The sequence below is a fragment of the Eubacterium sp. AF19-12LB genome (assembly GCF_003479125.1).
Lineage (GTDB): Bacteria > Bacillota > Clostridia > Lachnospirales > Lachnospiraceae > Eubacterium_U > Eubacterium_U album.
The window spans coordinates 428-5,566 of sequence record NZ_QUGP01000022.1; the positions used below are offsets into that span (position 1 = coordinate 428).

The window sequence follows — 5,139 nt, forward strand, 5'->3', positions numbered from 1 at the left end:
TTATTATTTCACATTATTTAGTTACTCAAAAATATCATATAAATCTTTTATAGTTTTACTTATTCCTGGTTATGCTATATTTTATTTTATCATCATATTAATTTCATTAACCATTTCTCCAAGCCCATTGTTGTTTTGTTCTTTTGTTAGTTCTTTAATATAATTCTGTGGATTAATTGTTTTTCCATTGTATGATACTTCACATATTTTGAAATTTCTCAAATCCATACCAAGCATATATTTCTCATAATCCAATTCTTCTTTATCGCTATAGTAGTTTTTCTTTTCCAACTTATCATAAAATTCATCATGTACAAATTCGATGTTTTTTACTGTTGATGAAAGTTCTATCTTTTGCAACTCACTACAATTAATATTCCACACTTTTGTTCCCACTTCATACATTCCATAAAGAAATGCTGATGACTCTACTGTTTCACATCCCTGCTCAACTTTAACTTCTTTTCGTCTTGATGGAATTCTTATAAGCTTCTTTCCATCTTTTGAATAAATTACACCATTTATTGATTTGTAATTAGGGTCATTTTCCATTACTTCGAAATTGTTTGTCGGAATTGAAGTTATTACATCTATATTTAATGGAGTATTAAATTTTACTGTTTCGATTTTTCTATTATGCTCAATTCTTGTTAACTCTCTATTCGTATAATATTTTGCAACATCACTTCCTAAGCATTCAAAGTTTCCCGGCATAGTAACTTCAGTAAGATTTACACATCCCCTTACTATATTTGCCGCAATCTTTTCTACACTTGCCGGAATTACTATTTTTTCTATTCCGGTTGCTGCAAATGCATATTTCCCTATTTCTTTAACCGTACCTGGAATATTTATTTCTTTTAAATTTTCGCTTCCACTGAATGCCGCTTGTGGAATCTGTTCAATTCCTTCTTCAATATTTACTTTGCTTAAACTATCAATTTCTGAAAAATTAGGAATTTTTCCCTGTCCCTTTATATTCATTACTCCATTTTTTAATGTAATCTTTCCGCCTTTAATTGGCATATTTATGTATTTTGTTTTTGTAAAATTAATTGCATCTTCTTCTAACTCTACAACTGATTTAAATTTAACATTTTTAACTTCAGATTCATTAAATGCATGGCATCCGATTTTATTTAATGTCTTTGGAAATTCTATTTTTTTGATTCCTTTAACAAATCTAAATGCATCATCACAGACAGATTTTACACCTTCTTTGATAATTACTTTCTTTATCTTTCCACTATATTTTCCGGCATCAAATGTCATACTTTCCGGCATTTTTCCCTTACCATATATAGTGAGAACACCTTTTTTAAGTTTCCATTTAACTTTATTCTTTTTATTATTTTGCTTAATATTTTTTGTAGCAGTAGTTCGTTTTGCAGCATATACATTTGTTGATGCATTATAGGTACTAAAACATGATAGCATCATAGCTGCCACTAACATTATTGTGATAAATTTCGATATTCTTTTGCTCATAGAATTACCTCCCACAAGATTGTAATTTCATAATTAACAACTTTTTACTGATTTGACTTAATAGTGTTGTTTAATTCATCAGTCAAATCAAGCACACCATTATTTCTTGTTTTACCAAAAATCTGTTTAATAAACGTTTGTGTTTTTACTGTTCTTCCTTTATAAGTTATTTCCTGCAAATTAAAATCTCTCATACTTAAAGTTTCTATTGTTTCCAGATAATCTCCCATTTTGTTACACTGCTTTTTTTCTGTCCTATCATAATAATTATCTGTTTCAAGACAAATCTGCTTAACTGAATTTGCAAGTTCTATTTTTGTCAAATTCCTACATCTTAAAAACCACTCATCGCCATCGCTTTCATACAATCCATAAAGAAACGCTGATGATGCTACATATTCACATCCATCTTCAACTTTTAGTTCTGTTCTCTTTGATGGCACTCTTACTAAATTTCTTCCGTCTTTTGAATATATTACTCCATTTATCACTTTATAATTCGGGTCATTTTTTACTACAACGAAATTATTTGTGTCAATACCTGATATAACATCTAAATTCAATGGTGTATTAAATTTTACAACATCCACATTTGTATCTCTCTTATCAATTACATTTCTCATTGGAGTTGATTCTTCACCATCCCTGGCTATAAACTCAAATTCACCCGGCATTGTTACTTTTGTTAATTTACTGCATTCGCTAAATATATTTGGTCCGATTCTTTTTACACCAGATGGTATATTAATTTCCTTCAATCCTGTTTTTGAAAATGCATTTGCATTTATTTCTTCAACTGTCTTTGAAATCTTTATCTTTTTCAAATTAGCACTTCCGGAAAATGCCCACATTGGCAAGGTTGTTATTCCTTTTCCGATATTTATTTCTTTTACATATGCATTTCCCACTCTAACAGGTATTTCCCCTTTACCGGTTATGTTCATCACACCATTTTTTAATAATATTTTTCCACCTTTAATAGGTATGTTTATGTATTTTGCATGATAAAGTTCTAATCCGTTTTCTTTGATTTTAACTTTTGACTTTAATTCAACCTTTTTTAGTTTATTATACTCAAATGCATTTTCCCCTATTTCTTTTAATGACTTTGGAAATTGCACTTCTTTTATGCTTTTTATAAAATAAAATGCATTATCACAAACAGACTCTACTCCCTCTTTAATAATAACCTTCTTTATTTTTCCCTTATACTTTTCATAATCAAAGGTCATATTATTTGGCATTTTTCCCTTCCCATATATTGTAAGTACACCTTTTTTAAGTTTCCACTTAACATTCTGCTTCGTATTTTTTGTAGCAGTAGCATGTTTCGCTGCGTATACGTTTGTTGTTATTCCGCACTCGCTCCAACAGGATAACACCATAACTGCCACCAACATGATTGTGATAAATTTATATATTCTTTTACTCATAAAACTACCTCCTGCTAATGCATTTATTTTAATGTTCTTACTTTAACAAACGTATTTGTCGTATATAATATTGCATTTTTTAACTATTATTAATTCCAATTATTATAAGTATTTATTTTACTTCTGATTATTTTATTATTTATACTATTACATCACCTCCAACTACTCTGCTTGTAAAATCCAATAATACACATTTAATATCCATCAGATTTACTTCTTATTATTTGTCATCATCACATCGTCTATGCAGCATATATGCTACACCAATTTACTGTTAATTTTTTTGTTATCTTATTTATAGTTGGAATTAATAAAATTATTTAGTTACTCAAAAATATCATATAAATCTTTTATAGTTTTATTAGGATTTTTGTTAAGAATTGTGTCAGATATATCTAATCCCCCATATAAAACTAGCCTCTACGTGTCTTTATTGAATATATACTAGTTATATACTCATTGTATAAGTTTAAAATATATGCGTCAATACGTTTCTATTTTGTCACAATTTGTTTTTTACTATTAACCAACACTAATCTGTCTTTACTTTTATTTAACAATTATATTTATTTTTTATTCAAATCAAAATTAATCCCTTATATTATAAATGATATTAGAACATAAAACCGAACACATTTTAATGAAAAATTTTATAAATTTCACTAAAATATGTTCGGTTTGCATTTTTCTTTATTTATTCATGGTTATGCAATACTTTTCTAATTCCGCACTACTTAAACTTACATTATTTTTAATCACATTTTGAGTTGAATATTTAGCTATTTTTTCATCTTCCGGAAAATTTCTTATATAATCTTTTCCTTCTGATTTAAAAATACATTCATAATCATTTACCGGATCATATGCATTTTCAACCAAATTGCTGTCCATTAAAAATAATATATACTTGTCACCAACATTAGGATATTCTGAATCTGTTGTTTTCTTTTCTATTAATGTATTTTTTCTTTCTTCTACACTTAATTCTTTAAACTTTTCATCTCCTACATTTTCAACTAACTGTTCTACTGTCATATAACCTCCATACAGCAAAACCGTTATTTTATCATTCGTATTTACACTTCCTTTAAACTTTTCATTGACTTTTAGTTCCATAACAGTATATGGCTCTCCATATAATACTGTAAAAAACGTATTTTCAACTTCTCCTTCAACGATATACTCAGAATTATTATATAATCCGTCTATCTCTTTACATGATTTTGCAAATGACATTGATGATTTAACAGAAGCCGCCTCTTCCTTCTGTTTTTCCGTAAATTTCATTTTTTTTATGTTTACAGTTTTATCAACTACATTTGTTTTATTATCATTTGTAACCTCAGTTACTTCTTTTTTAGTATTTCGATATGTCAACTCATTTGTATTATTTTGACATCCACTTAGCATCAAAACTATTGATATTATTAAACACGTATAAATTAATTTACTATTCATTTTTCCACCTTCCTCGTCTTTTATTTGCGAAACATTCTACTTATATATATGATTTATATTATTGCAGTCAACTTTTGCCGGCTTATTTCTTTCAATCGCTGTATTTCCATTATCTGACAATATATATCTATCATCATAATTATACATAATAGAACTATTTTGTTTATTTGGCTGGTGGCTCAATCCCATTGCATGACCTATTTCATGCCCAACTAATCCTGTCTTTTTTCGTTGTCCATAGTCTTTGGTTTTATCAGTATCTATATATATAATGTTCCATGTCCAATCTTGTATTGACTGATCATCAACTAACGTACTATATGAATAATAATCTGTCTTTCCAGTTGTATCTCCACCTAAAGTAGTTGTATGTAATTCTATTGTTGCATCACTTTTATTTGAAGATTCTCTAAAAGAAATCGATGTTGTAACACCTGGATCTGATGATGTATTTATCCAATACGAAAATGCATTTCTAATTCTACTAGAGTAATTACTTGAAAAATTCGAATTAATCCAATAATACCTCTTATTATTTCCATAATTTCCTACACCACTTAATATTTTTTTATCATTGAATGTCTTTTTCCCATGTGTACATGATTCTGTGACTGCCATTATTGGAGCCGTTGTACATAAGGATGTAATTCCAACCACTAACATAATAACTATATTTCTTTTTTTCATAGTTAATCCTCCATTTTATTACATCTAATCAACTTAGACCATTCTCCAAAGTTCTTTTTCCCATCAATTATCT

At 28.1% G+C, this 5,139-nt stretch carries 4 protein-coding genes; all 4 read right to left on the minus strand.

Going from position 1 to position 5,139, the window contains the following annotated elements; all coding sequences use genetic code 11:
• Positions 1–81: 81 nt before the first annotated feature.
• The 4 genes from DWX29_RS12235 to DWX29_RS12250 all read right to left on the minus strand — a co-directional run bounded on the left by DWX29_RS12235 (position 82) and on the right by DWX29_RS12250 (position 5,066).
• Complete coding sequence (locus DWX29_RS12235; RefSeq protein WP_117910791.1) at positions 82–1,488, minus strand: leucine-rich repeat domain-containing protein; 1,407 nt, start codon at positions 1,486–1,488, stop codon at positions 82–84.
• A gap of 44 nt (positions 1,489–1,532) precedes the next feature.
• Positions 1,533–2,921 (minus strand): leucine-rich repeat domain-containing protein, encoded by a 1,389-nt coding sequence (locus tag DWX29_RS12240; RefSeq protein WP_118565955.1) that lies wholly within the window; start codon positions 2,919–2,921, stop codon positions 1,533–1,535.
• Positions 2,922–3,611: 690 nt separating this feature from the next.
• Positions 3,612–4,379, minus strand: coding sequence for a hypothetical protein (locus tag DWX29_RS12245; protein ID WP_118565956.1), 768 nt, complete (start codon positions 4,377–4,379; stop codon positions 3,612–3,614).
• 36 nt (positions 4,380–4,415) lie between these two features.
• Entirely contained in the window at positions 4,416–5,066 is a 651-nt protein-coding gene (locus tag DWX29_RS12250; RefSeq protein ID WP_118565957.1) for a matrixin family metalloprotease, read from the minus strand.
• Positions 5,067–5,139: the final 73 nt, after the last annotated feature.

Bases quoted from the DNA above. Each gene is read 5' to 3' on its own strand.
- DWX29_RS12250 (WP_118565957.1), bottom strand. From the start codon at position 5,066: ATGAAAAAAAGAAATATAGTTATTATGTTAGTGGTTGGAATTACATCC.
- DWX29_RS12235 (WP_117910791.1), bottom strand. From the start codon at position 1,488: ATGAGCAAAAGAATATCGAAATTTATCACAATAATGTTAGTGGCAGCT.
- DWX29_RS12240 (WP_118565955.1), bottom strand. From the start codon at position 2,921: ATGAGTAAAAGAATATATAAATTTATCACAATCATGTTGGTGGCAGTT.
- DWX29_RS12245 (WP_118565956.1), bottom strand. From the start codon at position 4,379: ATGAATAGTAAATTAATTTATACGTGTTTAATAATATCAATAGTTTTG.